Origin of the sequence: Streptomyces sp. NBC_00086, from assembly GCF_026343255.1 — a bacterium.
In the GTDB taxonomy this organism is placed as follows: domain Bacteria; phylum Actinomycetota; class Actinomycetes; order Streptomycetales; family Streptomycetaceae; genus Streptomyces.
The window spans coordinates 198112-222754 of record NZ_JAPELZ010000002.1; the positions used below are offsets into that span (position 1 = coordinate 198112).

The following is a 24643-nucleotide window of genomic DNA, read 5'->3' on the forward strand; positions in this document are numbered from 1 at the left end:
CGCTGTTGAAGCGCGGCGTGCGGACGTCCGCGGTGTGCGTGAACCGACCAGTTCTTCCAGTAGGTCTTCCATCGTGACGAAGCCGACCACCGTCCCAGTGGCGGCGGCTACGGCCGCGAGGTGGGTGCCGGCGTCGCGCATGGCGGTCATGGTGTCGTCGAGCGGGGTGTCGAGGGCGACGGTGATGACGGGGCGCATCGCGCTGCGCGGGAAGGGGGCGGAGCGGTCGCCGGCGGCGAGGGCATCCTTGGTGTGCAGGTAGCCCCAGATCTCCCGGCCCTGCGGACCAAGAGCGGGCAGACGGGAGTAGCCGTGATCCGCCGCGGTCCGCTCCAGGCGCCGGGGGGTGATGTCGCCGGGGATGGTGACCACCTCGTCGAGGGGGACCATCACCTTGCCGACCGGGCGGGTGCCGAGCTCCAGGGCGTCCCGCAGGCGCTCCCCATCCTCGGGTCCCAGGAGGCCTGCGGCACTGGAGTCTTTGGCGAGGCGGGCGAGTTCCTCGTCCCATTCGCCCCGTAGAGACGGCGAAGGTGCGCCGGGTCAGACGGGTAGGTGCATGGCGAGTTGCTCCCACTGCCGTACGGACGGGGACTCGGGTGTGGTTGTCACGAGCTGGAGGCTGACGTGGTCTGCTCCGGCGGCGAAGTGCTCTTGGACACGGTGGGCGATGTCCTCTGCGCGGCCGTGGGCAACCAGTGCGTCGACCAGCCGACTGTCGAGCGCGTCCGGGTTCTCGTATCCAAGTCCACGGAGCAGCTCGTGGCGGTTCGGCAGGGCGGCCGCGGCTGTGGCTCGTGCCAGGTCGGCGGTGTCCGCATGGTCGTGGCTGAGCACGCAGAGCTGTGTGATGGCCAGCAGGCCGTCGGCTCCGAGGACGGACCTGGCTGTGCGGGTGTACTCGACGGGCATGCCCAGCACTGTTGCGCCCCGGGCACGTTCCGCGGCGAGGGTGAGCATGCCGGGGTCCAGGACGGCGAGCACCCGGTTCGGTGAGGCGGCCGAGCCAGGTGGCCCGAACGGGGCGGCGTCCATCGCATCGAGGTAGGTGCGCATGGTGCCCGGAGCCGGGCCGAAGCGGTGGCCCCGGATGCCCTGGGCCAGACTGGGGTGGCTCTCCCACAGACCGAGGAGGAACCGTCCGGGGGCCGTCTCCTCCAGGGTGCGCTGCCCGGCGGCGGCCGTGACCGGGTCCCGGGCGTAGATGTCGGTCATGCCGGCGGCCACAGTGATGTGCCTGGTGGCCGCCAGGAGGATCGCGGCCTGTGCCATGGCCTCCCGTCCCGTCGTCTCGGGGAACCACAGGGTCCCGAAGCCGAGCGCCTCGGCCGCCGCGGCCGCCTTACGGACCTCGGGGGCGGAGAGGTGGTCGAAGTCTGCCGCCCAGATCCCCACGCGCCCAAGGCCCTGTGTGCGGGTGCTCATGCGTTCTGCCCTGTGGTGCGCATGGATTCCAGGAACGCGGCGATCTGGGATGCGCCGGTTCGCTTCAGCCAGCTACGGAGGTCCATCGCGGCGGGGTGGATCTTCCGGGTGGCGGCGATGTCGGCGCGGTAGCCGATGTGGTTGAGCCACTCGTTGGCGTAGGCGAAGTCTGTGCTCAGGGTCCGGATCGCTTCGATCGGAATCTGAACGTAGGGCAGTGATATGCCGAGTTCCTGCCCGATGGCCGCAGCGATCTGAACGGGCGCCAGTTCGTCTCCGGCCAGGGAGACAGCCTGGCCGATCCACTCCTCGGGGCGGGAGAACGCCAGCGCGGCGACGGCGCCGACATCGTCGACGGCCACGACCTGCTGGGGGATCTCCGGCGCGAGTCCAGTGGACAGGTTCCCGTTCCGCAGCGCGTAGCCGCCGGTGAAGTTCTCCATGAAGGACACCGGTCTGAGGATGGTCGCGGGCAGGCCGAGGGAGGCGATGTGCTGCTCGATCCGCCACTTGCTGACCAGGTTCACCGGCAGCTTCTCCTCAAGGTGCCGGTCGGCTTCGGCGACCGAGGTGAAGATGAAGTGCCCGATGCCTGCGGCGTGTGCGGCCTCGGCGACGTTCATGCCCCAGGCCACCTCGTCCTTGTCGGTGAAGTCCGGCGCGGTGCCGGGGGAGCCGACAGTGGGCTGGACGCTGAACATGCCCCAGGCGCCCTCGGCCGCGGCGATCAGGGAGTCGACGTCCTCCATCCGAGCCCGTACCACCTGTGCGCCGGCCTGCGCCAGCGCCGCGGCCTGCGGCCCGTCCGGGTCGCGCGTCAGGGCGCGCACCTGCCAGCCGTCGCGGAGCAGGTGACGGGTCACGGCCCTGCCCTGCAGGCCGGTCGCGCCCGCCACGATGACGGTCTTCTGCGTCGGTTTCACATTCGTCCCCATCGCGTCCATGCGGAAGAGGAGCCAACCGTAAGTGGGGTGGCCCTCCATTTCTTGTTCGCTACGATATGGAGGGCCACCCCACTTATCAAGCTTTCAGGAGCACCCGTGCCGAAGGACGCCACCACCCCGCCCCGTCGGCCGCTGCGCGCCGACGCCCGCCGCAACGTCGAGAAGATCATGGCCGCCGCCGGCGCCCTGATCGCCGAGCACGGCGCCGAGGCCTCCCTGGAGGAGGTCGCGCGCCGCGCCGGAGTCGGCTCGGCCACCCTGCACCGACATTTCCCGTCCCGGCATGAGCTCCTGGAAGCGGTCTTCAAGGACCGGGTGGCGGTTCTCTGCGCCAAGGCGGACGAGCTCCTCGCGGAAGGCGACCCGGGCCAGGCCCTGTCCACCTGGCTACACGCCGTCGGCGCGCATGCCGTGGCCAACCGGGGCCTGGGGGCGTCGCTGATGCGGGACGGAGACCCGGCGCTGGGCGAAACCTGCCACGGCATGATCACCACCGCTGGAGACGCCCTCCTGGCACGCGCCCAAGCGGCAGACGCCGTGCGTCCCGGCATCACCATCACGCTGCTGCTGAAGCTCGTAGGCGCCATCGCGCTGGCCACCGAGCAAGACACCGACGGCCCGGCCGAGGCCGACCTGCTGCTGGCGATCGCCATCGACGGTGTACGCACACCCTGACTGGGGCGAATTCACCGCCCGGCGGCTTCCCGCTGTGCTCGAAGTCATCTGGTTGGCGCGGTGCGGTGGGCTGGGTGCGACGCTGGAGTGGATGCGGGGCGGGTGAGTGGAGGTCCGGCGCGATCAGCTTCGGCCTGGTCACTTCTCTGAACTGTCCCGATGGGTGACGAACGCCGGGCCGGAGGGCATCGTTTCGGGGCGGCGAACGGAGTTTCTGACGAGCCTCGGGACGAGGTACTGGCGAGGCGTCGTTCGAGCGGGGGCGGATGCGGGTGTCGCCGAGGAGAAGATCAGCTGTTTGGCCTCGTAGTGGGTCCGCGCGGCCGGGGTCTACCAGCAGCCCCAACGGAACCGAAGGTGGCGAGAACGAGAAAGTCTGGCCGTTGACGAACACCGAGTCGGCTAGGACCTGTCCGGGCGATCTATCGGGCGACGGGTGCCCAGCGCCTCGGAATCTCGCTGTCGAAGGGCTTGTTGATTGAGGTAGAAGGGGGGCATGGACACCGCAGAGCTTCAGCGGACGCTGGACGAGAATATCGAACAACTTGTCGTGCATCACGGATACACCAACTATATGCGTGACTACGAGGTCATCGTCCACGTGTGGAACGGCCCCCAGGTCCCTCCGACCTACCTGCGGTACCTCTTCCGGTACTGCGTCGAGGCCCGATGCGAGACGTTCCTGTCCATGGACACCTGGCGGGATTCCTTGGACGACAGGCTCCTCGACTCCGAAACCGCTGACCCCGACCTTGGCGGTTACGTCTGGGGCGTGAGGTTTCACGAGCTGTACGGTGCCGAGCTTCGTCCTGAGTCAGAGGCTACGCGCCGCTGGTCGAAGGCAGTCGGGATCGACTTCCGAGAGGTTCACATCGAGACCAACGCGCACGATCTGACCTTGCTCTTCTCGGACCTTGAGGTGAGCGAGGTCCCGGTCGGATATGCGCCCTTCGTCACGGACTGAGAAGCAGGGTTCGCGTCATCTTGTGACTGGCGTGGCTTCGGATCGTTCTGCCTGCCATGGGGCGGGGTGATCTGAGTGACGCGGAGTGGGAACGGTTGCGGCCGTTTCTGCCGGTCAACAACAGGCGTTGTGGCAGGTGGCGGGACCACCGACAGGTGATCGGCGGGATTCTGCACCGGGTGCGGACTGGGGTTCAGTGGCGTGACCTGCCCGAACGGTTCGGGCCATGGAAGACCGTCCACGAACGCCACCGATTGTGGTCTGCCGACGGCACCTGGGAACGTCTGCTCCAGCAGGTCCAGGCCGCAGCCGATGCGGCAGGCGAGATTGATTGGGACATCTCGGTCTACTCAACCAGCGTGCGGGCGCATCAGCACGCGGCTGGCGCCCGCACCGACCCGCCGCCGGCCCCGCCTCAAAGGGGGCCGAAGCCCCAGAACACCAGGACGAGACGCCGTGGCAGAGCTTGTACGGCCACCTGGTGGAGGTGGTGCGGGAGGTGAGGGCCTGGGCCGCTCGCGCGGCGGGTTCACCAGCACACTTCACCTGAGTGCCGACGGCCGCTGCCGCCCGCTGTCCCCCTCATCGTCACCCCAGGTCAGCGGGCAGTCTGCACGCAGTTCAAACCAGTCATGGAGAAGATCCGCGTCCCGAAGCTCGGGCCTGGAAGGCCCCGTAAGAAGCCGGACAGCGTCGCGGCCGACAAGGCCTACAGCAACGGGCCGTGCCGCGGGTACCTCCGGCGCCGGGGCATCCGGCACACGATCCCGGAGAAGACCGACAGCCAGGCCGCTCGCCTGCGCAAAGGCTCACGCGGCGGACGGCCGCCAGGCTTCGACGAAGAGCGGTACAAGAAACGCAACACCGTCGAACGGGCCATCAACCGCTTGAAACAGCACCGGGCGGTGGCCACTCGCTACGACGAACGCGGTTACGGCTACCTCGGCACCGCAACAGCAGCAACCCTCACCATCTGGCTGCGAACGTGATCGCCCGGACAAGTCCTAGCTGTAGGTGGGCGTGCATACCCCCTCGGGTCTCTTCCTCAAGACCGCACGGCGTCGGCGGCTCGGTGCGCTTTCCGTCACGGCGACAGGCCCCGTCGACGTGTGGTTGGCGGTGATCCGGGGGTAGCGTTCCCGATATGGACTTTCGCACCACTGTTGAGCGCGCGCAGCGCCTTAAGCAGCTACACGCCGAGTACAAGCCGCTTGTGCTGCCTACCGTCTGGGATGTGTGGTCCGCGCGGGCGGCAGCCGACGCCGGGTTTCCCGCGCTGACGGTCGGCAGTCATCCGCTCGCAGCCTCCCGGGGGGCCGAGGACCAGGAGGGACAGACCTTCCAGGAGGTACTTGCCGCCGTCAGGCCGATCATCGCGGCGGTCAACGTCCCGGTGTCCGTGGACCTGGAGTCCGGGTACGGACACGAGCCCGCCGATCTCATTGCCGGACTCACCGAGGTCGGCGGCGCCGGTCTCAACATCGAGGACACCGTCCACTCGGACGGCGGACGTCTGCGCACCACGCAGGAGCACGCGAGCTACATCGCAGGCCTGCGCGCGGCGGCTGACGACGCGGGAATCCCGGTCTGGATCAACGGGCGCACGGACGTCTTCGCGCACGCGGAGGATGCCTCCGCCGCCCTCGACGAGGCGATCGAACGGCTGCTGGCCATGGAACAGGCCGGCGCCGACAGCGTCTACCCAGTGCGCATCCAGGACAACGACGACCTGCTCGCAGCGGTGACCGATGCCGTCGCCGTTCCGGTGAACTCCACGGCCCATCCCGTCAAGCACGATCTTGAGCGCTTTCGCCGCCTTGGTGTCGGCAGGATCACCTACGGCCCGCTGCTGCAAACCGCGATGACGGATGCCATGAAGGACATGCTCGGACCATGGGCGCTTTGAGGTAGCGAGGGGGGAGAAGTCTCCGTCTGGGCACGCTGAGCGACGAACCGAGGGAACCCGCTGCCGCCCGGGGCGCGCCGCTGGGAGACTCCGCGGATGGCCACGCAGCGGCTGCCGTTCCCGGTCCCGGACGAATGCGCCCACCACTTCGTCGACAGCTACGCCGACATGCACGACCTCGCCCGGGACCTGGTCGTGCCCGACGGCGTGTCTGAGGCCGCGGCGACGGTCCTGCGCACCGCCCGCGAACTGCTGCGCCAGTCGTACTACTGCCACGAGTACTCCACCGTGGCGGTCATGCACTCCCTGATCGCCGTGGAGTTCGTGCTGCGCGACCGCATCCCCGACGCGGGCAAGAAGCCGCTGCCCGGGCTCACCAAACAAGGCGTCGGCGCGGGCATCCTGACGGCCCGGCAGGCGGAGTACCTTGACTAGTACCGCGGCCTGGACTGGGCGGGGTATCTGCCCTCCTTCGCTGAACCCGAACCGGTGGTGGGTAGCAGGGCGGTTGAAAAGGCGAACGCGGTCGGTGACCCACCGGTTGCCTCTTTTCGTTACTTTGGCGGTGCGCTGACCAGCACGTTTACCGCCTTAAGATCTGCTGACGGCGGCTTCTGTCTTCTCCCTGGCTGAACCCGCGCCGGCGCAGACCACGCGGCTGTTTCGGGAGTTCCTCACCCGGCGTGCAGGGTCGGGGCTAGCCCGGCCCCGCGTGAGCCGGCAGATCGAGGACCGGGAGGGGTCGTAGAGCGGCCAGAGCAGGGTGACCTGGTAGCTCATGCTGTTCACCAGGACGTCCTGCAGTGCGAACCGGCCCCGCAGGACGAGGCACCGGGGCGGAGGGTCCACAGGCAGCTGGTTCTGGGTCTCCAGGGCGACAACGGCGAAGTCGATGCCGTGACAGGTGGTCTCGTCGTCCTCGTGAACAACCGTCTGCACCTCGGCGATGACGGCTACGTCGGGGGTCAGCTCCTGCGGGTACTGCTTGACCCGCGTTCCCGAGTACGGCAGGAACGAAGCGAAGTCGATGCTCACGAGCTGCCCGCCCACCCCGGCCACGTCGGCGTTGATCCAGCCCGTGTAGACCTCCAGGAGGGCAGGTTCGCCCCGCACGTCCTGAACCCGCGACTCGACGTGCCCGACGTGATGGACACGTCCGACGGGGAAGACACCCAGCGTCATACGACCAGCGTGACAGCCCTGTCGCGGGGGTGCATCTCGTGCCTCGGCGGAAGCGAAGCCCGAGGCGGCAGATCCGCAACGGCACGGCGCACGGCCGGGTCAGGCACGCGGTGGCTCGGTAACGGCGCCCGGGCGAATGTCACACCGTTGACTCTTGCCATACCTCCAGCAAGTGACGGGGGATTCAATTCGGACCCCCGCGCTACCTGCGTGAGGAGCTCGACATGACGTACACCAGCAGCGCCCGGCAGCCCGCCCCGGGGCCTCGCCCGACCCTGGACAAGGGGTGCTGAGCGCCCTCCGGGCGGCCTGGCGGGTACCTGCCGCTGACTGCCCTGGCCGACGCGCGGTGTCCTGGGAGGTGTCGGAGAGTCTGCGGCGTGGGCGGGAGACTTTGGTCATGGACGTGGAGTCGGTGGCAGCAGAGTTGTACGGGCTCAGGCCGTCGGAGTTCACCGCGGCCCGGGACGCGCAGGTGGCGAAGGCCCGCACGGCCGGAGACAAGGACCTCGCCAAGGCGATCGCGGCGTTGCGCAAGCCGACGGCCGCGGCGTGGACCGCCGGCTTACTAGCCCGCCACCGGCCCAAGGAGGCGCACGGCTTGGTCCAGCTCGGCGAGGCGCTCCGTGCGGCGCACCGGACGCTGGACGCCGGGCAGTTGCGAAAGCTGTCGCATGATCAGCATGTGGTGATCGGCGAGCTCGCGCGCACGGCGCGCGTCCTGGCGGTGGAGGCGGGTCAGGCGGTGAGCGAGCCGGTGCAGCGGGAGGTCGAGCAGATCCTCCACGGCGTCGTCGCCGATGCCGACGTCGCCGCGCAGTGGGAGGCGGGCCGTCTCGCGACGACCCCGGACCCGGTGTCGGGGTTCGCCGGTCTTGAACCACAGCCGGGCGCCGCACCACCACGATCGATCCAGCCGGCACCCGCCGGATCGCCGAAGGGCCACCGGCCCCCTCCAGCACCGGATGCCGCGGCTGCACTCGCACGCCGAGAGCGCGTGGAGGCGGTCGAGGCGGAGTTGAGCGAGGCCCGGGCGGAGGAGGTGCGCCTGGAGGCCGGCCAGGCGGCGGCGCTCGAGCTGGCGGAGCGTGCACGCGCGGCGGTCGAAGCGGCTGAGGAAGGCGTACGGGCCGCGACGCAGCAGCTGGAGGCGGCACGTGCGGCGAGGGCGGATGCCCTCGCCCGCCTACGGGAAGCCGAACGCGTGACTGCGAAGGCGCGCACCCGCGTGAAGGCTGCGGCCCGGAAGGTCGAGAAGCTCACGGACTCCTGAGAACCTGATCCTGAACTTCCGACCCAGGCCTGGATCCTCCCGGCGGAGGCCGTGAAGTTCGGCGGCGTCGGGGGGACTGCGAGTCCAAAGTAGGTCAGAGTCTGTCCTACATAGCCTCTAGCCTGCGGTTTATGCAGAAATACGAGGACGGCGTCGAGATTCTTGTCCCCGCGAGCCCGGCCGAGCTGGAGGCGTGGCTCGACGAGCATCACGGGGAGCGGACCGCGCTCTGGGTGAAGATCGCCAAGAAGCATTCCGGCATCCCGTCGCTCACCTGGGAAGAGATGGTCGACACGGTGCTCTGCTTCGGCTGGATCGATGGTCTGCGGCGCGGCTTCGACGACACGTACTTCCTGCAGCGCACGACACCCCGCCGCCCTCGCTCGCCCTGGTCGCAGGTGAACGTCGGCAAGGCCGAGGCCCTGATCGCCGAGGGACGGATGCGTCTCCGCGGCCTCGCCGAGGTCGAGGCAGCGCGGGCGGACGGTCGCTGGGCGACGGCATACGCTTCGCAGAAGAACGCCACCGCACCGCCGGATCTCGTCGAGGTGCTCGACGCGGACCCGGCGGCCCGGGCGTTCTACGAGACGCTCGGCAAATCCGACCAGTTCGGCCTCTATCTCAGCCTGGTCACCGCCCGCACCGAGAAGACCCGGCTGGCCCGCCTGGAGCGGATGGTGGCGACGATGGCGAGGTCCGAGCGGCCATCATGATCAACCGTACTGTGGGTCCATAGGGCCTGCCGTTGAATCCGGTCGGAGCTCGCGGTCGGAGCACGAGGTTGGAGCCCGCCGTCGGAGCCCGAGGTCGGAGCCCGCCGTCAGAGCTTGCCGAAGGCGACCCCGCGCCAGGTCCAGCCGGCACTGAGGACGGCGTCCCGCAGTGGATCCTTCATGTCCGCGGGATCGAAGCGGAACGTCTCCGTCTTCTCCAGCTTGCCGTCGGCCCCCCGCCCGATCTCCCAACGGCGCGAGACCGCGGTCACCTGCCCGCGGGAGTATTCGCGCGAGGCCGCCAGGCTGGGGGTGCCCCCGACCCAGGTGATCTCCCACTGCTCGTCGACGGTCCGCACCTCGTGGTTCCCGGGGACTAGGCGCATCCGGGTCTTGAGCGTCCGGTCCAGCTGGGTCCTGGCGAAGAAGGTGCGCCAGGCCGGCTCAAGGATCCGCCACTCGGCCACCAGGTCGGCGCCCTCCGCGGGAGTGGCGGCGCGTACCAGGTACGGCACGTCCGGCCCGTTGAGCGAGAGCAGGGCCTCCCGGACCTCTTGCGCGGAACGCTGTGCGACACCGCTGTCAGGGTGCCTGGTGCCGGTCAGTTTGTCGAAGAGGCCCATCAGGGCAGCCTGCCTTCCGCGTCGGAGTGACGCACTAGGACGCCGTCCCGGCGGTGTCCGGGCGGACCGTGCGGAGGAAGTCCTGGAAATCGCCCAGGACATGGTCGTGCTGGTCCGCGGTGGCGGTCAGGACCAGCTGGATCACCGCGCGCCTGCGCCGGTCCGCCAGGTCCAGGACCGTCAGGTAGACGTGGGACTGGACGAGGTCGCGGGGGGTGCCGTCGATGAGGGCCGAAAAACTCAGCCGCTGGGCCAGGCCGGGTGCGTCCGCGGTGCCGGTCGCGCGGCGGGCGGTCAGCACCACGGATTGCGCGGCCTCGCGCAGCCGCTCCACCGACTCGTCAGCGATGTCGTCGAGCGTCGCCGCGTCCGGCCGGAAGTCCCCGTCGACGGTGATGTTGGCGGTGAATCCCGCGTCTGGCTCGGGGTGCAGAGCGACGAAGGCCACGCCGGCGGCGGCCACCTCGTCCAGGGGTGCGGGCCGCCAGCTCTCCGGGAGGGCGAACTCGATGGGGACCGGCAGTGTCGTGGGCACCTCGGGCCTTCCTTCCAGGGGGTCGTGCATCAGTCGAACCAGCCGCCGACGGTGCCCTTGACGGAGCCGGCGAAGTCGCCGACCGCGTCGGCCGCGTCGCCGGCGGCATCCACGACCTTGTCGGGATCGACGGTGAACTCGAGCCCCACGGCGCCGCCTTTGCCGGGGGAGAGGCCCACCTTGCCGCCGAAGTGGTATTTGCCGTCGTCCTCCTTGCCGAAGGTCAGTTTCGCCTCGGCCCCCGGACCGTACCAGCCCTCCGCCGTCGAGCCGAAGCCGATCCCGCCGACCTCCGCTCCTCCGGCGACCGAGCCCTTCGCCCCGGCGAACGCCTTCGCGTTGAGGGTGACCCCGTCCTTGCCCGCACGGGCCCCGAGCTGGGCCTCGGCGCCGGCGAATCCCTCGGCCCGGCCGTAGGCGCCGACATGCCCGTAATCGACGCGCCCCTCGACCAGGGCACGTGCTCCCACGGAGGCCTCGGCCTTGGCGTTGACGCCCTTGTCGGTGAATCCCCAGTTCGCGGAGGCCCTGGCGCCCGCGTAGCCGTCGGCGATCCCGGACAGTTTCAGGTCGCCGTTGGTCAGGGAACCCTTCGCGGTGGCGTGGAAGAGGTCGGCGTAGGCCTTGGCCGAGGCCTCCTTGCCGTACTTGGTGCCGGTGGCCGAAGCACCCAGGTCGGGCCCCGTGAAGGTGGTCTCGCCCTCGGCGGTCCACCCGTCCGTCTTCGTGCCGACGTCCTTGTCCGGCCGGGGCGCTCCCGCCTTGGCCAGGTCGGTCTCGGGGTGGGCGTTGAACCCGTTGAGCGTCTCGTCGCCCCGGCCCAGGAGGTCGCGGTTGCTGTCGACGACGGCGGAAGCAAGGGCGGTCCTGACGCCCTCGTCGAGCACGGTGAAGGCCTTCACCCAGTCGTCGATGTGCGCCTGCCACCGGCTGACCGCGTCCCTGATGGAGGCCTGGCCGTCGGGGTCGTGGTGGTAGGCGCTGCGCTCGGCGGGGGTCAGCTTCCCGTAGTCGAAGGCGACGCGGCCCCCCTCGGAGACGGTCATGCCGGCGGCGATGGCGTCGGCGCGGGCGCTTTCCAGCTTCTTCCTCAGCTCGGCGAACTTCTCGTGGGACTGCCGCAGCAGGCTCGCGACCGCCTTGGCCTGGGTCTGGGCGGCGGCGTATTCGTACCGGGTCGCCGCGAAGCCGGTGTGGGCGGCCTGGGCGCTGACACCGATCCAGGTCTGCTCCGTGCCGATCTTCTGGACGGTGTCGCCGTAGCGGGTCTCGACCTTGTGCAACTCGGCCGCCATCTCGTCCCATGCGCCCGCGGCCGTCGTCAGCAGGCCCAGGTCGATGGTCATGACTTCGTGGTACGTCGGCATCGCGGTTCCCCCTACAGACCGTTCAGCTTCGACTGCGGCGCCAGGAACTGGTCGCCCAGCCCGGTGTCGTTCCGGGTGAAGAGCGAGGAGGCCCCGCGCAGCGAGTTCTTCTCGCCCGACAGGCGGCCCATCAGGGTCTTCACCTGCTGGTGCCAGGTGTCCGTGACGGTCTTCAGGCCGTGGGCGGTCTCCCAGCCGGCGAAGCCCTTCTGGGCCGTGGCGGTGTCCTGGTCCGCGTGTACCGAGGCCTTCTTGGTGCCCGGCTCCAGTTCGGTCTCGATCGTGCCCGCGGCGGCCTTCTTCTCCGCGGGCGTCGAGGCGAAGTCCCCGGAGCCGCCGGGGGCGAACGGACCCGTGGGTCCTGTCGCCCCGTTCAGCCGCATGTCCACCTGCCGGTCCGCGGCGTCCGCGTGTGCCCGGTTCCACTCCTGGCCGAATTCAACTGACATGGCTGCGCCCCCCGATGGATCGGGGTCGATCATATGTACACCGAAGGATCGGGGGCCAAGCGCCCTCGGGTTCCGTTACAGGGCCGCTTCCCAGGTCAGGGTGGTGCCCGGTGCGGTGCCCGGGGCCGGATTCCCGCCGCGACCCGCAACTGCCACCACTGCCAGCAGCCCGTCACCATTGTCACCATCGTCGCGCTCCTGGCGACACCAGAAGCCGCCCGGCCCTCGATGCCCACGGGCCTTCCCGACGTCGTCCCACTGCGCAGGGCTCCGTAACAGCACCATCAGCTGGCCGGCCTGGAAATCCGGCTGCCGCAGGCAGGCCCTGATGGCAGAGTGCGGCCATGATTTTCCTACGTTGTGAAGCGGTCCGATGGGTCGATGACGAACCCCAGCCCGGCCTGGTCGAGGTCCGCTTCACCGACGCGCACCACCAGCAATGGACCTTCATCGAGAAGTGGCCCCGGTTCGGTGGTGAGGACCTTCACCCCAACTCCGGCTATCCCGTCGAGGTGGGAATCCTCTGCGACATCCTGGACAGCGCCAGCAGCCCAGGCACCCCGGACACAGTCAAGATCTCCGTCACCCCTTGGGGAGTCGAATCGCTGGAAGGGAAAGTCGAGTTCGAAGTGCGAGCTGATCAATTGACCCACAGCTGAGGTTCACGATCACTGGGCCCCGCCGACCTGACGGTGGGCGGGGCCCACGCATGCTCTCAGGCTCGCGTGCCGCGAAGGAGCGCCCGGACGCCGGCGCGGCCGAGCTGCTGGGACTACTGCGGGAGGCCAAGGAGCAAGAAGTCCAGGTGAAGGCGGCCCAGCGGGAGATCCTGCGCGAGGCCCAGGGGGCGGCGACAGCGGGCCCGACAGCCGCCGAGCAGGCTCCGGCCGGGGGAGCGGCGGACCTCCCGGCACACTCCCAGCGGGACTCCGAGCCGGCCCGACTTTTGTCCGCGGACAAAAGTCGGGCCGCTGATCGTCAGACCCCCGGACCTTTCAACAGTCCCAGATCGACGCGCCGGGTCGCCTAGGCTGTCTGTCGAAAGTGGATCTTGTGCTGTGGATGATCACCGTTCATGGGTCGGGGAGATCTCACGGACGAGCAGTGGGCGGTGCTGGAGCCGTTGTTGCCGAAGGGCACGAAGGCGGGTCGGCCACCTGTCTGGCCTCGGCGGCGGTTGATCGATGGCATACGGTTTCGGGTCCGTACAGGGGGTTGCGTGGCGGGACATGCCCGTCGAGTACGGGCCTTGGGGCCGGGTCTACGACTTGTTCCGCCGGTGCCAGCGGAACGGCACCTGGCATCAGGTCTTCACCCGGCTGCAGTCCTTCGCCGACGCGAAGGGGAGGATCACGTGGGACCTGAGCCTCGATTCCACGGTCTGTCGTGCTCATCAGCATGCGGCTGGGGCCCGCAGGCAGGGTGACCTGCAGAAGGAACCGCCAGGCGGTGTGTTCACCGAACCCGAGGATCGCGGACTGGGTCGCTCACGCGGCGGGTTCACCACCAAGTTGCACCTGGCCGTCGAGCAGGGTCAGAAACCCATGTCGATCGTGATCACGGCCGGGCAGCGCGGCGACTCGCCGCAGTTCGAACCCGTTTTGGACAAGATTCGCGTGCCCCGCATCGGTCCGGGACGGCCACGCGTCCGCCCCAACCGCGTGCGGGCCGACAAGGCGTACGCCTCCCGCAGGAACCGCGGCTACCTGCGCCGCCGCGGGATTCGCTGCACCATCCCGGACAAGGCCGACCAGGCCCGCAACCGCCGAAGGCTCGGTTCCCGCGGCGGCCGGCCGCCGCGCTTCGACCCGGCCGACTACCGCGAGCGCCACGCGGTCGAGTGTGGGATCAATCGCCTCATGAGGAACCGCGCTGTCGCCACGCGGTACGACAAGTCGCTGTTCCTCGGTCGGATCGTCCACGGTACGACCGCCCGCTTCAACTACACGCAGCAGTGGCTTCAGCATGCACGCGACTGCCCAGCCGTCCACAACCTCCCAAGGCAGAACACCTAGGGCTCGGCGAGGCCCTGCGCCTCGCCCACCGGACGTTGGATGCCGCAGCGCTGCGGAAGCTCTCGCACGACCAGCATGTGGGGGTCGGCCGCCCCGCCCGCACGGCCCGCGCCCTGGCCGCCGACGCCGGGCTTACCCAGTGCCAGGAGTCCGCGATCGGGCGCTGGGCTGCCAGCGTGGAGAACTCAACAGCCATAGTCACCGCCACGGGTGAACGGACCCTAGCCCGATGACGAGGCCGACCGCGCCGCCCATCCTCCCAGGAGAGGAAACTGCGATCTTTGCCCAGGCGGACGAGCTCAACGCCCACATCGCTCGGTTCCTCGAACACTACGGGTAGGCTCGTATGTATGGGAATTGACTGGGAGAACATACTCGGCGCAAGCGGTAACGGTCTCGACGATGCCTACGACAGCGCGGTCTCCGCGGTCATCTACAGCGATGACCCGGTGGAGGACCGTCGGCCACTCCCAGTCGGCGAAGAGCACGACGACACAGACGGCTTGCGCTGAACTGAGCGCACGCACGAAACGCCCCGGCATACCACGGCGTTTCGCCGTCTCAGAGGTCGTGTCAGGTCAGGGGGTCAGTCAAGAGGCGGCCGAGCTCAACTCTGCGGCTCGTCGCCGCCTTCACCGAACTCGTCATCCCCGGCAACGGCACAGGCGAGGGCCAGCACTACGGCACGGGGGTGCTGCCCGAGCACCGAGGTCGCGGCCTCGGCCGATGGATGAAGGCCGAGTCGATCCGACAGGCCCACAGGGACTATCCGGACCTCGGTGGCCTCCTGACCGACACCGCCGACAGCAACGCGCACATGCGACGGGTCAACGACGGTCTCGGCTACACACCCACGCACACGACACACCAGTATCAGCTCGACCTTTAGCAGAGAGCGGACGGGCCGGACCGGGACATCAACCCGCCCGGCCTGTCCGTGCTTTCGCTACACGCCCTAAAGGTTGTTGCAGAACGTCTGGGATGGGGCATTCCTCTTGTATGGGTGGGGTGTTGCGGGCTGAGTCGGTGTGGGTGGAGACGTTCACTGGTCTACGGATGGACCGTTTCGCGAAGCTCGTGAAGGTGGTGCGGGAGCGGGGCGGAAACGGCCCAGGTGGAGGCCGTCCATGGTGCCTGCCACTGCCGGACCGGGTGCTGCTGGTGGCCGTTTACTACCGAACCAATCTCACGATGCGCCAGCTCGCCCCGCTCTTCGGGATCTCCCCGGCCACCGTCTGCCGGGTGATCAACAGGCTGGGTCCGCTCCTGGCGCTGGAGCCGGCCCCGCGACCCGTCGCCGACGTGGACCGGTTGTGGATCGTGGACGGCACCTTGATCCCCGTCCGCGACCGCACCGTCGCCGCCTCGTCCCGCAACTACCGCTTCTCCGCGAATGTGCAGGTCATCATCGACGCGGACAGCCGCCTGGTCGTCGCAAGCGCACGCCCAGCGCCCGGCAACAAGGCCGACGCCCACGTCTGGCGGGAATCGGACCTACCGGCGACGGCGGCCGGGACGACTGTCATCGCGGACGGCGCCTACCTCGGAACAGGGCTCATCGTCCCGCACCGCAGACGAGCCGGACGGCCCCTCCTGCGCGGCCAGGAGGAGGACAACGCCGAACACCGACGGGTCCGCGCCCGCGTCGAGCACACCTTCGCCCGCATGAAGAACTGGAAGATCCTCCGCGACTGCCGACAGAAAGGCGACAGCCTCCACCACGCCGTCCAGGCCGTCGCAACCATGCACAACCTCGCTATGGCCCGGTGAAACAGCAGGTCAGACAACATACAAGCCCGCCCACACCCACGCTTCTGCAACAACCTTTAGTACTACGGGGCTGGATCTGTGTTGTTCGGAGTCGCCTGCGTCGGCGGAAGTGATAACGCCAGGGGTCAGCTTGGTGTTTCCGGCGGAAGGTCAGCCAGGCTCAGTGGTCGCAGCCTTCGCCTTCGGGGCCGGGTAGTGGTCGTCGAGGTCAGTTCACACGCTTGCAGCGGATCGTGCCCTCGTTGGAGCCGGCCTTCTTCTCCAGCGAGGCCAGCACCCGCCGCAGATACCCCGTGCGCACGCCGCGACTCCGGCCGGCCGGGGTCGCCTCCTCTACGCCATGGTGACGGTCAGCCGCGCGGCGGAAGCTGGTCGTACGTCTTGAACGTGTAGTACGCGGACAGATTGATCGAGTTTCCGGTCGTGGCGGGGAGGCCGAGGCGGTTGTTGACGAGGCCGCCGAGGGGGCCGCAGCCGGTCGCGGCCGGGGTGGTGAAGGTGTCGTCGTACGCGTTGAACTTGATGATCGGCGGGTTCGTGGAGACCAACTGGGCGCTGCCCAAGCGCTTGAGGCGGAACTCGATCGGGGCGTCACCGCCGCCGATGACGCAGCCGTCGGGCAGGGCGGGGCTGACGGCGCGGAAGCGCAGGGTGAACAGGCCCATGTTGTTCCCGACGGAGTAGAAGTCGGAGCGGCCGCCGTACTCCGGCTGGAGGGTTAATGCCATCCGCGGGTTGTGCGCGCCGGCGGGCCAGCCGAGGATCCCGCCGGGCACGGTGGTCGGCCCGCCGCGCAGGGCCCCCCAGACCTGGCCGTTCGAGCCGTCGGGCAGGGGACCCTCTGCGTGGGTGATGGTCATCGGGGCGAGCTCGGGGAGGGTGCGGTTGCCGAGGGTCAGCGAGCCCGTGGCGGTCAGGACTTCGCACTTCCAGCGGGTCGCGTCGACCCCGGCGGGGATGGCGGGGCAGTCGCCGAAGTCGTAGGCGGGTGCGGCGGCCGGGGCGTTGGCGGCGGGCGGTTCGGCGGCCTCGGCGGCCCCGGTGGCGGTGAAGGCCGCGGCGCCGAGCACGGCGGCGAAGGCGATTCCGGCGCCGGTGCGGCGGAGGCCGGCCTGCGTGCGCTTGTCTGTGGTGATCTGCATGCCCTCAGCGTGCCGCTGGGCCCGCATCGCGGACTATCGGGGCGGCCCCTTGGCGTACCCCGAGCTGACCCTGATGCCACATCAGGGTGAGCCCCTTGCACGGAACTTGCGCCCACCATTGCAGAGGAGCCGCGACCTCGGGATGGTGCCGAGCCCGCTGTGGAATCCAGCCCTGTAGTACTAGTGCCGCATCAGGCAACGTTTGCCCTCTTGTGCTCTTACGTGCCGTCTTGGTGCTGTGTCGGGCGGCGCGTGACCGTCACCCCAATTGACAGTTGGTTACCGAACTGCGCCAGTCACGGCGCCAGGTTCCCTGGCGACGAATCCGGTCGTCGGCCACCATTGGACCAGTCACAGGAGTGCATGGAGTGGGGGAGATGCGAGTGGCTGAATCGAGGCCATCATGGCCGGTATTTGCGAGTCTGGGTGTCACGGCCCTGGGCATCATCGTTGGGCTAATGGCTTGGTTGTTTCCCATGGCCGACGGGGTGACGTCAGAGGGGCGGCGCTCAAGCGATACGGCTGAAGCCGGGGCAGGCGGGGGCGCACCTTCCGGGGGCACCCCGCAGCCCACTGAACCGAAGGCGCCGAAGACGCCCGAAGGGGATGCTTCCCTGTCGGCGGCGCCTGTCTCCCCGGCCCTCAGCGGCCGGACCCCTGCAGGCTGGGCGGGGACGTGGCGCGGTTCCACAAGCAATGACGAAGAGCTGATCATCGTGAATCTGCGGGCAGGGAAAGAAGGCCAGGCGGTCGGCACGATCGAGTGGCCCGTGGCGCCGTGCAAGGGAGAGCTGACCCTGGTGGCTGTCATAGGCGAAAAGCTGGTCATTCACGAGGTCATAACCGAGGACCCCAAGGGGACATGCCGAGCCGAGGCGAAAATCGACTTCAACCTCAAGGGGGCCACATTGTTCCTCGGCGGGTCGGAATGGGGAAAAGAAGCGACCCTGCGGCGTGCATGACAGCCGACCTCCGCCACTCTCGGCACATGAATGACGGGGGCTCGACGTCGTCTTAGGAGTCGCTTGGCTATGAGACGACCTCAAGAGGCTCGGCTGAGGTTCAGGCGACGTTCGCTCTGTCGACGAGGACGCGTAGGCGTCGGTCGTCCTCGTGGCGGTTTCGCCAGATGATGTAGCGGAGGATCATGCTGCCCTGTTCCTTGTGGTCGGCGTGGTCCGTGCCGTCGAGAGCACGTAGTGTCGGAGGTCAGCAATTCTGTTTCCGCGTCTGCGGGAATGAACCAGGCCGGGTCGTGTGGCTTCAAGCGAGGCTGTCCCTTTTCCCGCGCATGCGGGGATGATCCCGACATGGCGCCGGCTGGTCCGATCTTCCTGGACCGCCCCGCTGAACGCGCGGGGATGGACCCATCGACGGCGCGCCGATCATGTACCCCATGTCCGTCCCGCTGTTGCGGGAATGATCCGGTGTCCAGCGGGATCTGCGTGGTGGTCAGCGTCTTCTCCCCGCGCGCGCGGGGGATGAACCCTGGATCTTGTGCACCGGCTGGTCTGCCCTGACCTGCTCCCCGCGCCCGCGGGGATGACCCCCCGATGGTCCAGGCCGACAAGCACGACGTCGACTGCTCCCCGCGCACAGGGGGATGACCCCTTCTTGAGCCGCGCAGTTTGCTCGGACATCTGCTGATCCCCGCTGCACGCGGGGATGACCCCGGGGCGGACATCTGCGGCACGACGAATTCGCCCTGCTCCCCGCGTACGCGGGGATGACCCCGACAGTGCTCAAGCCCGGATGGTGTTCGACGCCTGCTCCCTACAGCCGTAGGGATGGACCCTCCTTGGCCGTGGCGCAGCTTGTTCTTCATGGTCCGGACTCGATTGTCGTACCCGGCGTCTAGGGTCCTGGGTGATGGGGCCGGTACCGGGGCCGCCAGCACTGGAGACGGGTACCTCCCCGGTCTGCGCGGGGGTGGTTACGGCCCAACCGGCGTCCGGGCTCTGTTGAGGGCCGCGAGCGAAGCCCGCCAGCGCCGGCTCCATCCCTGGCTCGGATGGCCGTCGGACTGGTTCCCCCGCTGAGGGAGCCGCCTGACACATGGGCGGCCTTCACCGATCCTGTGTTCCGGCCAAGCAATTCACCTCCGAACTCACCAAGGCCGAGGTCTGCCCCGAGATCTGGGACTCGCATGCCTCGCTGGGGTGCGCCCGCGCCCGCGGGACTCCCATGAGCCGGACTCCTCTGTGCTCGCTTGGAGAGACAAGTCCGTTCGTTCTAGGGCAAGTTGAGATTCTCCGAACCCGCCCTCCGGCCCGCGTCCCCCTGCTAGCGTCCTGCTTCATTCCAGCAGGCAACCGTTAAGAGCAGGAAGCGAACGATGCAACTTGGCTGATTCGATACGCCCTCGGTGGGATCCCCGGCGGCAGCCGTGCGTACGGGTCCTGACCCTCGACGACCGGCTCGTCGAGCTCAGCCTCGTCGACGTGCTCCACGATGCCGATGCCCTTCGCGGCGTGGAAGGGGACACGCCGGGGGAGAAGGTCGCCGTCATCGAGTTCCTGCTGGCCATCTGCTTCGCCTCCGGTACCTACCCGGCGTCCGCCGCCGAGTGGCCGGCCTGGGTCGACGGGAAGGACGGGCTGAGGCCCGCCGCCGAGTGGCTCGCCGGGCGGCCCGAGGACGAGGTGTGGGACCTGTTCCACCCGACCGAGCCGCTCGGGCAGAACTCCCTCCTCGCCCCCTTCCTCGACCAGCGGGGCGCCGGCCCGGCGCAGCTGGTGATCGAGCAGGTCGGCGATTACAACCAGTTCTTCGACCACCACCACCTCGACCACCCCGACCCCTTACCCGTCGCCCGCGCCTTCCGCGCCATGCTCACGCAGCACGTGTACGGGCCGGCCGGACGGGCCCGGATCTCCGGCAAGGAGACGCTCGGCCCCACCATCACCAACCTCGCCGCCACCCGCCTGGGGACCCGAATCCGCGTCATCGCGCTCGGCGAGACCCTCGGCGAGACCCTCCGCCTGAACCTGGCCCCCGTCTCCGGGCCGCCCGGCGAACTGAACCGCTCCTGGACCACCGGCAAGGAGCGCCGCGGTTTCACGACGAAGCCCCAGGCCCGCCCGGTCAGCGGTCCCGCGGACCTGCACAGCTACCTCGGCCGGTCGGTCCTGCTCCGCCCCACGCCCGAGGGGGACGCCGTGGACCGGGTGCTCCTCGGGGCCGGCGAACTGCTCGCGCTGACGGAGGAGCACCTCCAGGACGCGGTCTCCGCCACGCGGGCGGACGGGACGAGCAAGCCGCTCTGGGCCTCCGCGACCCGCGCCGTGTGGCGCGACGCCCACTCCCTCTACGCGGCCGTGGACAAGGCCCGTTCGTCCGACGGAGCGAACGACGGCAAGACCCTGTACCGGCGGCTCGCGCTCTTCCCCCCGGAGGACGTCGCCCCCGAGCCCGGCCAGCAGCCGGCCCGCCGCGTCGAGCTGTGGACCGTCGGACTCGTGGCCAAGCAGACCACGGCCATCACCTGGGTCGACGGGACGTTCCCCTTCGCCCCCGGCCTGGAGGCGCGGCTCTACCTCGCCTCCTTCCGCGGTTCGGAGATCGCCGAGTACGTGGCCTCCGCCCTGAGCAGGGCGGCGTACGCGGCCTGGACCGTCGTCTACCCGAACCCCAAGCCGGCCGACAAGACCGGCCAGATCGCGCGCTTCGACGCGCGCGGCATGCACTGGGCGGCGACGCGGGAACCGTTCGACCTGCTGATGGACGAGACCACCATCGGCGAGCCCGTCCAGGAGTGCCTGCTCGACTACGCGGCCACGGTGGCCGCCTCCGCCCGGGGGTTCCTCACCGCGCGCCTCGACTCGCTGCCGCGGAGCAGGCAGGGCGCCAAGGCGCAGGCAGCGGCGCTGAAGCGGTTCGACGACGAGCTGGCCTCGCCCAAGGCGCCGGCCGAAATCCGAGGGGAGAGGGCATGACCACCCGAGCCGAGTCCGAGGCCAAGTCCGGCCCCAAAACCAGTGAGACCAGTGAGAGCAGCGCCGCCCTGACCGCCTGGCTCGCCAGCCTCGTACACAACCGCCACTACGGTAGCCTCGCCGACCTCCGGCGCCCCCGGGTCCGCAAGGAACCGCACTTCCGGGCCATCTGGTACAGCCCGGGCGTGGAGCAGGAGGAGATCTACGAGCAGGTCGCTTTCCTCTTCGCCGTCTACCACCAGGGCAAGTCCGAGCCCTCCTATGGCTACGGGAGCCTCGGAGAGGCCGCCCGTCGCATCGGCAGCGGCGAGAAGCAGGGTCCGGAGGACCCCGGTGCGGCCCGTCTCGTCGACCGGATCGTCTCCAGCCGCCGCATCCCCTGGCGCCACCTCCAGCACACCGTCGCCCGGTTGCGCGCCTGCGGAGCGAAGCCGCCCTCGTGGGCCCGGCTCGCCGACGACCTGAGCCAGTGGAACGACCGCAAGGCCCGCGTCTCCTACGAGTGGGCCGTGGACTTCCACAACTCTCGCTCCCGGGCCGCCGGTGCCCGCACCGCCGGCACGATCGCCGACCCGACCCAGAAGGGCACCACCACGTGACCAGCAACGCCACCTCCACCGGGCGCCAGTTCCTCTCCCTGCACCTCCTGGAGACCCTGGTCGCCGTGCTGCCCGTACGCGACGAGAACGGCTCGCCCAAGTCCATCGTCTACGGCGGCACCGAGCGCCACATGATCACGAGCCAGGCGCGCCGCCGCGCAGAACGGGTCCACACCCGTGACCGCGCCAACAAGGGCATCGGCGCCCTGGCCGGCCGGACCACCGCCACCCGTACCCGCGAGTGGGCACTGATCACCAGCCGGGCCCTGGCCTCCGCACACGGATGGGACCCGGACGAGGCCGTCCGTACGGCCCGTGCCGTCATCGAGGCCACCGGGCTGAAGTTCGGCGACCCGGGCAAGAAGACCGTCGCGAACCTGACCAAGGTGCTCCTCTTCGCCCCCTCCGACGCCGGCACGCGCATCGCCGCCCACATCCACGAGCAGGCTGCGGAACTCCGGCCCTGGACGGCGGAGTACCTGACCGCACAGGCGGCGGCCGCGCCCAAGCCGAGGAAGGGCGGCCGCAAGAGCGCCGCCCAGGAATCGGCACTCGAAGCGGACGAGGCCGCGGAGGCCGTGGAAGGCGCGGCTGCCCCGGCCGACGCCAAGCTGCCCCCGCTGCCGGCGGCGACCCGCGCCGCGGTCCTCACGGCCCTCGCCCCGCGCGATGCCATCGACATCGCCCTGTACGGCCGCTTCCTCGCCGAGATCGCAGACTCCCCGAACGTGGACGGCGCGGTCCAGAGCAGCCATGCCTTCACCGTCCACGAGGCCGAGCAGGTGGACGACTTCTACGCCGCCGCCGACGACGCGAAGCTCGACCGCAAGAAGAACGCCCTGGACTTCCTCGACATCGCGGACGACGCCGGCGCCGGCATGACCGGCTACCAGTCCCTGATCACCGGCACCTTCTACCGGCACGCCGTACTCGACCGCGTGAAGCTGCGTACGAACCTGCGGGCCGCCGGCATGACGGTCGAGGAGGCCGAGGAGGCGTCGGTGGCGGCCGAGGAGGAGTTCGTCACCGCCTTCGTCGACGCGTTCCCCGAGGCGAAGAAGAACTCGACCGCCTCCACCGGTTCGCTGCCCGCCCTCGTCCTCGCCTTCGAGGGCGAACGCCCGTACAACTACGCGGCGGCCTTCCAGGCCCCGATTGACGAGAACCCCGAGGACAAGGGCGGCGAGGGCCCGGCCGGGCCGGCCGCGGTCAAGCGGCTGCTGAAGCACCACGCCTTCGTCAGCACGCGCCGCCCCGACATCACATCGGGCCGCGTCCTCACCTACGACCCCCAGATCGACGAGCTCCTGGGCACGCTGAAATCCCCCGGCGCGGAGCCCGTCACCTCCGCCAAGGGGCTGACGGCGTGACGCACGTCCTGCTCGTACGGCTCGCCGCCCCCCTCCAGTCCTGGGGGGCGGTGTCACGCTTCGCCGCCCACCGCGACACCCACACCCGGCCCACCAAATCGGCGGTGATCGGGCTGTGCGCGGCGGCCCTCGGCCGGGACCGCACCGACCCGGTGGACGACCTCGCAGGGCTCGTCTTCGGTGTACGCGCCGACCACCCGGGCACTCCGGTACGCGACTACCACTCGGTCGGCGCAGGCAAGTACCCGCTGCGCCCGCGCGACGTCATCACCGACCACCGGCGGGCGGCGGCGGTGGCCAAGAGCATGGAAGCCGCCGATGGACCGGGCTTCGGGCACCACGAACTGGCCGGGTGGTACGGGGCTCCGAAGAAGATCGCCGCCGATCCCGTCTCCGGGGTCCTGGTCTCGGGGGAGCTCTCCCGTACGGCGCTGATCACCGAGCGCTGGTACCTGTCGGACGCGGCCTTCGTCGTGGGGCTCCAGCACGGGGACCGGGCGCTGCTGGAGGAGATCGCGTACGCCCTGGAACACCCGAAGCAACTGCTCTGGCTCGGCCGGAAGTCCTGCCCGCCCTCCGGCACGCTGGCCGCCGGCATCCTGCCCGGCACGCTCGCCGAGGCCTTCGCCGCGAAACGACTGCTGCCGGGTCCGGAAGGCCCCGACACCTCGGGCCGGCGGCCCTGGGCCTGGCTCCAGGCGGCCTCGGGTGGGCGGGGGGCCTCCCCGGTCAACGATCAGCCCGTCAGCTTCGACCCGGCCCGCCGGACCCACGCCACGCGCTGGGAGACCCGTACGCGCGTCACCATCGCTCCGAACGCCACCGAATGGGACATCATCCCGTGAACACTGCGCACTCCGGGACGCGTACCGCCACTCCGACGGCACGCTTCGTCGCCACGCACTCCGTCCTGTCCCTCAACGCCCGCCACCCGCTCGTCGCCAAGTCACTGGTCGACGCCCAGGAGATGCACCGCACCGTGATGAGCGGATTCCGCGGCTGGGTCGAGGACGGCGACCCCGACGCGCGCTCCCAGATGGGCGTCTTGTCGACCTGGTCGGTGGACCTCAAGGCGGCGGCGCTCGTACTGGTCGTGCAGTCCCGGATCCCGGGTGACTGGGCCCGCATACCGCGAGCGGCTTTCACGGCCCCGCCGCACATCATCACCGTCGACCGCACCTTCAAGGCGGGCGAGGTCGTGGGCTTCCGTACGGTCGTCAACCCGACCCACAGCCGCCCTCCGGCCAACCCCACCGGGGAGAAGACCCGCGGCACCCGGACCGCGCACACCACACCCGAACACGTGAAGCGCTGGTTCGTACGCCGCCTCCAGGCCGACGGCGACCCTGCCACCGCCGAGGACGGCGTGGTCCGCATCGGCGCCACCGCCGACCCGGACAGCCTCGGCATCCGCATGCTGCCGACTCTCTCCAGCGCCCACCGCCGCAAGCCGGTCCGCATCGGCCGCGCCGAGATCCGAGGCGCCCTGACGGTCACCGACCCGGAAACCCTGGTCGCAGCCCTCTCCAACGGCCTCGGGCACGCCCGCGCGTACAGCTGTGGGCTGATCCTGACGCGCTGAGGGAGACGTGATTCGGGGGCCGACTTTTGTCCGCGGACAAAAGTCGGCCCCCTCAAGAACGGGCTTCACGGGCTCATCAGGCCGGCCGCGCGGTCGCATCCCCGCGTACGCAGGGCCTGGACTGGGTCTGCTCCTAACGAGAGCCATCCCCGCGATGGCGGGGGAGTACTGCGG

Annotated in this window: 23 protein-coding genes and 5 pseudogenes; 18 read left to right on the forward strand and 10 right to left on the reverse strand. The window is 69.6% G+C overall.

What is annotated here, in order from left to right:
* Positions 1–39: 39 nt before the first annotated feature.
* From OG276_RS38025 to OG276_RS38035, 3 genes and pseudogenes are all read right to left on the reverse strand, one after another.
* Positions 40–507: pseudogene (locus OG276_RS38025) on the reverse strand (CBS domain-containing protein); the annotation flags it as partial.
* A gap of 36 nt (positions 508–543) precedes the next feature.
* On the reverse strand, positions 544–1425 hold the full coding sequence (locus OG276_RS38030) for an LLM class flavin-dependent oxidoreductase (protein ID WP_266913919.1): 882 nt from the start codon (positions 1423–1425) through the stop codon (positions 544–546).
* On the reverse strand, positions 1422–2348 hold the full coding sequence (locus tag OG276_RS38035) for an NmrA family NAD(P)-binding protein (protein ID WP_266913921.1): 927 nt from the start codon (positions 2346–2348) through the stop codon (positions 1422–1424). The genes OG276_RS38030 and OG276_RS38035 overlap by 4 nt, the downstream gene beginning before the upstream one ends.
* A gap of 117 nt (positions 2349–2465) precedes the next feature.
* Between OG276_RS38035 and OG276_RS38040 the strand changes: the two genes are divergently transcribed.
* From OG276_RS38040 to OG276_RS38060, 5 genes and pseudogenes are all read left to right on the forward strand, one after another.
* Positions 2466–3044 (forward strand): TetR/AcrR family transcriptional regulator, encoded by a 579-nt coding sequence (locus OG276_RS38040; protein WP_266913923.1) that lies wholly within the window; start codon positions 2466–2468, stop codon positions 3042–3044.
* 496 nt (positions 3045–3540) lie between these two features.
* The gene (locus OG276_RS38045; RefSeq protein ID WP_266913925.1) at positions 3541–4008 is read left to right on the forward strand and encodes a hypothetical protein; all 468 of its coding nucleotides are present in this window, start codon (positions 3541–3543) and stop codon (positions 4006–4008) included.
* A 56-nt stretch (positions 4009–4064) separates the two neighbouring features.
* Positions 4065–4997: pseudogene (locus tag OG276_RS38050) on the forward strand (IS5 family transposase).
* 155 nt (positions 4998–5152) lie between these two features.
* Complete coding sequence (locus OG276_RS38055; protein WP_266913927.1) at positions 5153–5914, forward strand: isocitrate lyase/PEP mutase family protein; 762 nt, start codon at positions 5153–5155, stop codon at positions 5912–5914.
* Between the two features lie 96 nt (positions 5915–6010).
* On the forward strand, positions 6011–6349 hold the full coding sequence (locus OG276_RS38060) for a hypothetical protein (protein ID WP_266913929.1): 339 nt from the start codon (positions 6011–6013) through the stop codon (positions 6347–6349).
* A gap of 156 nt (positions 6350–6505) precedes the next feature.
* On the opposite strand, the gene OG276_RS38065 is transcribed toward OG276_RS38060, so the two are convergent.
* On the reverse strand, positions 6506–7096 hold the full coding sequence (locus OG276_RS38065) for a hypothetical protein (protein WP_266913931.1): 591 nt from the start codon (positions 7094–7096) through the stop codon (positions 6506–6508).
* Positions 7097–7496: 400 nt separating this feature from the next.
* On the opposite strand from OG276_RS38065, the gene OG276_RS38070 reads away from it, so the two are divergent.
* Complete coding sequence (locus tag OG276_RS38070) at positions 7497–8369, forward strand: hypothetical protein (RefSeq protein WP_266913933.1); 873 nt, start codon at positions 7497–7499, stop codon at positions 8367–8369.
* Positions 8370–8500: 131 nt separating this feature from the next.
* Complete coding sequence (locus OG276_RS38075) at positions 8501–9082, forward strand: YdeI family protein (RefSeq protein WP_266913935.1); 582 nt, start codon at positions 8501–8503, stop codon at positions 9080–9082.
* A gap of 107 nt (positions 9083–9189) precedes the next feature.
* On the opposite strand, the gene OG276_RS38080 is transcribed toward OG276_RS38075, so the two are convergent.
* Genes OG276_RS38080 through OG276_RS38095 form a run of 4 tightly spaced genes read right to left on the reverse strand, consistent with a single transcriptional unit; the run spans position 9190 to position 12056 of the window.
* Positions 9190–9705, reverse strand: coding sequence for a hypothetical protein (locus OG276_RS38080; protein ID WP_266913937.1), 516 nt, complete (start codon positions 9703–9705; stop codon positions 9190–9192).
* Positions 9706–9739: 34 nt separating this feature from the next.
* The gene (locus OG276_RS38085; RefSeq protein ID WP_266913939.1) at positions 9740–10240 is read right to left on the reverse strand and encodes a hypothetical protein; all 501 of its coding nucleotides are present in this window, start codon (positions 10238–10240) and stop codon (positions 9740–9742) included.
* Positions 10241–10269: 29 nt separating this feature from the next.
* A complete protein-coding gene (locus OG276_RS38090) occupies positions 10270–11607 on the reverse strand; it encodes a hypothetical protein (RefSeq protein ID WP_266913941.1) in 1338 nt (445 codons plus the stop codon).
* Between the two features lie 11 nt (positions 11608–11618).
* Positions 11619–12056, reverse strand: coding sequence for a hypothetical protein (locus tag OG276_RS38095; protein WP_266913943.1), 438 nt, complete (start codon positions 12054–12056; stop codon positions 11619–11621).
* Between the two features lie 344 nt (positions 12057–12400).
* On the opposite strand from OG276_RS38095, the gene OG276_RS38100 reads away from it, so the two are divergent.
* From OG276_RS38100 to OG276_RS38120, 5 genes and pseudogenes are all read left to right on the forward strand, one after another.
* Positions 12401–12715 carry a hypothetical protein gene (locus OG276_RS38100; protein WP_266913945.1) on the forward strand — a complete coding sequence of 105 codons (315 nt, stop codon included), beginning with the start codon at positions 12401–12403 and terminating at the stop codon, positions 12713–12715.
* Between the two features lie 416 nt (positions 12716–13131).
* Positions 13132–13951: pseudogene (locus tag OG276_RS38105) on the forward strand (IS5 family transposase); the annotation flags it as partial.
* 470 nt (positions 13952–14421) lie between these two features.
* A complete protein-coding gene (locus OG276_RS38110) occupies positions 14422–14583 on the forward strand; it encodes a hypothetical protein (protein WP_167346444.1) in 162 nt (53 codons plus the stop codon).
* 110 nt (positions 14584–14693) lie between these two features.
* A pseudogene (locus OG276_RS38115) lies at positions 14694–14960 on the forward strand (GNAT family N-acetyltransferase); the annotation flags it as partial.
* Positions 14961–15070: 110 nt separating this feature from the next.
* Positions 15071–15841 (forward strand): transposase family protein, encoded by a 771-nt coding sequence (locus tag OG276_RS38120; RefSeq protein WP_266913950.1) that lies wholly within the window; start codon positions 15071–15073, stop codon positions 15839–15841.
* A 350-nt stretch (positions 15842–16191) separates the two neighbouring features.
* Here OG276_RS38120 and OG276_RS38125 read toward each other — a convergent pair whose 3' ends face one another.
* Complete coding sequence (locus OG276_RS38125) at positions 16192–16983, reverse strand: hypothetical protein (RefSeq protein ID WP_266913952.1); 792 nt, start codon at positions 16981–16983, stop codon at positions 16192–16194.
* A gap of 476 nt (positions 16984–17459) precedes the next feature.
* Here OG276_RS38125 and OG276_RS38130 point away from each other — a divergent pair, with 476 nt between their 5' ends.
* A complete protein-coding gene (locus OG276_RS38130) occupies positions 17460–17945 on the forward strand; it encodes a hypothetical protein (protein ID WP_266913954.1) in 486 nt (161 codons plus the stop codon).
* Positions 17946–18045: 100 nt separating this feature from the next.
* Here OG276_RS38130 and OG276_RS40920 read toward each other — a convergent pair.
* Positions 18046–18174: pseudogene (locus tag OG276_RS40920) on the reverse strand (IS630 family transposase); the annotation flags it as partial.
* Positions 18175–19325: 1151 nt separating this feature from the next.
* Between OG276_RS40920 and OG276_RS38135 the strand changes: the two are divergent.
* From OG276_RS38135 to OG276_RS38155, 5 genes are read left to right on the forward strand one after another with little or no spacing between them, the layout of a single operon-like run.
* Entirely contained in the window at positions 19326–20918 is a 1593-nt protein-coding gene (locus tag OG276_RS38135; RefSeq protein WP_266913956.1) for a type I-E CRISPR-associated protein Cse1/CasA, read from the forward strand.
* On the forward strand, positions 20915–21517 hold the full coding sequence (casB, locus tag OG276_RS38140) for a type I-E CRISPR-associated protein Cse2/CasB (RefSeq protein ID WP_266913958.1): 603 nt from the start codon (positions 20915–20917) through the stop codon (positions 21515–21517). Before OG276_RS38135 ends, casB begins: the two co-directional genes overlap by 4 nt.
* Positions 21514–22887, forward strand: coding sequence for a type I-E CRISPR-associated protein Cas7/Cse4/CasC (locus OG276_RS38145; RefSeq protein WP_266913960.1), 1374 nt, complete (start codon positions 21514–21516; stop codon positions 22885–22887). The genes casB and OG276_RS38145 overlap by 4 nt, the downstream gene beginning before the upstream one ends.
* Positions 22884–23732: a type I-E CRISPR-associated protein Cas5/CasD gene (gene cas5e / locus OG276_RS38150; RefSeq protein WP_266913962.1), complete on the forward strand. Its 849-nt coding sequence runs from the start codon at positions 22884–22886 to the stop codon at positions 23730–23732. The genes OG276_RS38145 and cas5e overlap by 4 nt, the downstream gene beginning before the upstream one ends.
* The gene (locus OG276_RS38155) at positions 23729–24469 is read left to right on the forward strand and encodes a type I-E CRISPR-associated protein Cas6/Cse3/CasE (RefSeq protein ID WP_266913964.1); all 741 of its coding nucleotides are present in this window, start codon (positions 23729–23731) and stop codon (positions 24467–24469) included. Before cas5e ends, OG276_RS38155 begins: the two co-directional genes overlap by 4 nt.
* The last annotated feature ends 174 nt before the right edge of the window (positions 24470–24643 follow it).

What these genes read in the sequence shown, in the direction of transcription:
- OG276_RS38125 (WP_266913952.1), bottom strand. Translation starts at nt 16,983, where the DNA reads ATGCAGATCACCACAGACAAGCGCACGCAGGCCGGCCTCCGCCGCACC.
- OG276_RS38065 (WP_266913931.1), bottom strand. Translation starts at nt 7,096, where the DNA reads ATGACGCTGGGTGTCTTCCCCGTCGGACGTGTCCATCACGTCGGGCAC.
- OG276_RS38030 (WP_266913919.1), bottom strand. Translation starts at nt 1,425, where the DNA reads ATGAGCACCCGCACACAGGGCCTTGGGCGCGTGGGGATCTGGGCGGCA.
- OG276_RS38080 (WP_266913937.1), bottom strand. Translation starts at nt 9,705, where the DNA reads ATGGGCCTCTTCGACAAACTGACCGGCACCAGGCACCCTGACAGCGGT.
- OG276_RS38090 (WP_266913941.1), bottom strand. Translation starts at nt 11,607, where the DNA reads ATGCCGACGTACCACGAAGTCATGACCATCGACCTGGGCCTGCTGACG.
- OG276_RS38095 (WP_266913943.1), bottom strand. Translation starts at nt 12,056, where the DNA reads ATGTCAGTTGAATTCGGCCAGGAGTGGAACCGGGCACACGCGGACGCC.
- OG276_RS38055 (WP_266913927.1), top strand. Translation starts at nt 5,153, where the DNA reads ATGGACTTTCGCACCACTGTTGAGCGCGCGCAGCGCCTTAAGCAGCTA.
- OG276_RS38060 (WP_266913929.1), top strand. Translation starts at nt 6,011, where the DNA reads ATGGCCACGCAGCGGCTGCCGTTCCCGGTCCCGGACGAATGCGCCCAC.
- OG276_RS38110 (WP_167346444.1), top strand. Translation starts at nt 14,422, where the DNA reads ATGGGAATTGACTGGGAGAACATACTCGGCGCAAGCGGTAACGGTCTC.
- OG276_RS38070 (WP_266913933.1), top strand. Translation starts at nt 7,497, where the DNA reads ATGGACGTGGAGTCGGTGGCAGCAGAGTTGTACGGGCTCAGGCCGTCG.
- OG276_RS38045 (WP_266913925.1), top strand. Translation starts at nt 3,541, where the DNA reads ATGGACACCGCAGAGCTTCAGCGGACGCTGGACGAGAATATCGAACAA.
- OG276_RS38075 (WP_266913935.1), top strand. Translation starts at nt 8,501, where the DNA reads ATGCAGAAATACGAGGACGGCGTCGAGATTCTTGTCCCCGCGAGCCCG.
- OG276_RS38130 (WP_266913954.1), top strand. Translation starts at nt 17,460, where the DNA reads ATGGCCGACGGGGTGACGTCAGAGGGGCGGCGCTCAAGCGATACGGCT.
- casB (WP_266913958.1), top strand. Translation starts at nt 20,915, where the DNA reads ATGACCACCCGAGCCGAGTCCGAGGCCAAGTCCGGCCCCAAAACCAGT.
- OG276_RS38100 (WP_266913945.1), top strand. Translation starts at nt 12,401, where the DNA reads ATGATTTTCCTACGTTGTGAAGCGGTCCGATGGGTCGATGACGAACCC.
- OG276_RS38120 (WP_266913950.1), top strand. Translation starts at nt 15,071, where the DNA reads ATGGGTGGGGTGTTGCGGGCTGAGTCGGTGTGGGTGGAGACGTTCACT.